Below are 1,555 nucleotides of genomic sequence, written 5' to 3' on the forward strand. Positions count from 1 at the left end.
GTTCTTGGAGAGAGCGTCCTTTGTCTGTCCGTGAAGGCTGAGCAACATAATTTCTTGATAAAAGTCCTCGGAATTGAATCCTCGGGTACGCCAAGAGAGACCACCACCCTCCGCCGTGGTGAAGTTCTTGACGGCGTGGAAGGAAAAAGTGGTGAAGTCAGCGACGGCGCCAGAGGGTACACCCTGATACGAGGCGCCGAGGGAATGGGCGGCATCACAAATAACAAGCGGGCGGCCAAAGTGGTTTTGAAGATCGCTCGTGGGGCGCCAGTCGGCTTTGCGGCTTTCGAGCGCAGCAAATAAACGATTGTAATCGCACATGCGACCACCCAGATCAACGGGAATGATAGCTTTGGTACGCTCGGTGATAAGTCCCGCAAGAGCTTCGTAATCCATTTCATATGAGTCAGCTGCCGTATCGCAGAGTACAGGGGTGGCGCCAATGTGACAAATGGGCGAACAGCTTGCTGTGTAAGTATAAGCGGAGGTGATAACTTCGTCGCCGGGCCCAATTCCTACGGCGCGCAGGCAGCACTCAAGAGCGGCTGTGGCGGAGGCGAGGCAGGCAAAACCGTCGGCTTGGGTAAAATCCTTGAGCTCGCGCTCGAGCTGCTTTGTTTTTGGCCCGGTGGTTATCCAGCCACTGCGTAGTGCTTCTGCGACGGCTTCAACCTCTTCTTCCCCAACATCGGGAGGTGAAAACGCAATATGGCGATTCTGCATGGGAGCCCCTTGTACGTTTAACGGCTAGACAGGATTAATTGCTCAATTATAGCGAGGTAATGGAACCGGTCAAATGCGAGGGCTCGGTTGATGGAGAATCAGCGCATTAGCGCCCTGTGAGAAACCCACAGGCTCTGCCTGTGGTGCGGCAGATGGTTACACCAGGTTCTTGACATGAGAATCAGAAAAAAGCTCTCCTGTCTTATGATGTTGACTGCGATGGTCCAGATCGCAGTAACCGAAAGGCAGAAGAGCAATGAACGAGAAAAGTCTAGCACACACGCGGTGGGACTGTGTTTATCACATCGTGTGGATACCGAAATACCGCAGGAAAGTCCTCTATAAAGAGTGCCGAGCAGAGGTTGGATGCATTATCAGGGAACTTGCTGAGAAAAAGACAGGCTGCGAGGTCGTCGAGGGCAGCGTTTGCTCCGACCACGTACACGTTTGCCTGAGGATACCGCCCAAGTACGCCGTGTCGGACGTGATGGGCTACCTGAAAGGAAAGAGTGCGCTCATGCTGTGCGATCGCCATCCTGAATGGCGAAGCCGAATCGGAAAGGACGGGACGTTTTGGGCGAGAGGCTACTACGTGAGCACCGTCGGGCTAAACGAGGCAACTATCAGAAAATACATTGCCGAGCAGGAGGACGGCAGCAGGTTCGAGAGGTAAAGGTGCTCTAAACCCCTTCAAGGGGTGGCTAGTAATAGATGCGCTGGACCATCGCGGCTTTAGCCGCAAGCCGGCATTCTCGACCCTTACAGGGTCGCCTATCCAAGCCACTGGATCTACCGGTGGTCATGACTGAATAAGCTATCTAATACTATTCGC

General features: G+C 53.8%; 2 protein-coding genes. One reads left to right on the top strand and one right to left on the bottom strand.

Features of this window, described 5'->3' with window-relative positions:
- On the bottom strand, positions 1-723 hold a 723-nt coding region (locus RR842_RS14175; protein ID WP_332730228.1), incomplete at its 3' end, for a DegT/DnrJ/EryC1/StrS family aminotransferase.
- Between the two features lie 256 nt (positions 724-979).
- Here RR842_RS14175 and tnpA point away from each other — a divergent pair.
- Positions 980-1,396 carry an IS200/IS605 family transposase gene (gene tnpA, locus RR842_RS14180; protein WP_332730229.1) on the top strand — a complete coding sequence of 139 codons (417 nt, stop codon included), beginning with the start codon at positions 980-982 and terminating at the stop codon, positions 1,394-1,396.
- Positions 1,397-1,555 lie beyond the last annotated feature (159 nt).

The organism is Gordonibacter sp. (assembly GCF_036667095.1).
Lineage (GTDB): Bacteria > Actinomycetota > Coriobacteriia > Coriobacteriales > Eggerthellaceae > Gordonibacter.

What these genes read in the sequence shown, in the direction of transcription:
- tnpA (WP_332730229.1), top strand. Translation starts at nt 980, where the DNA reads ATGAACGAGAAAAGTCTAGCACACACGCGGTGGGACTGTGTTTATCAC.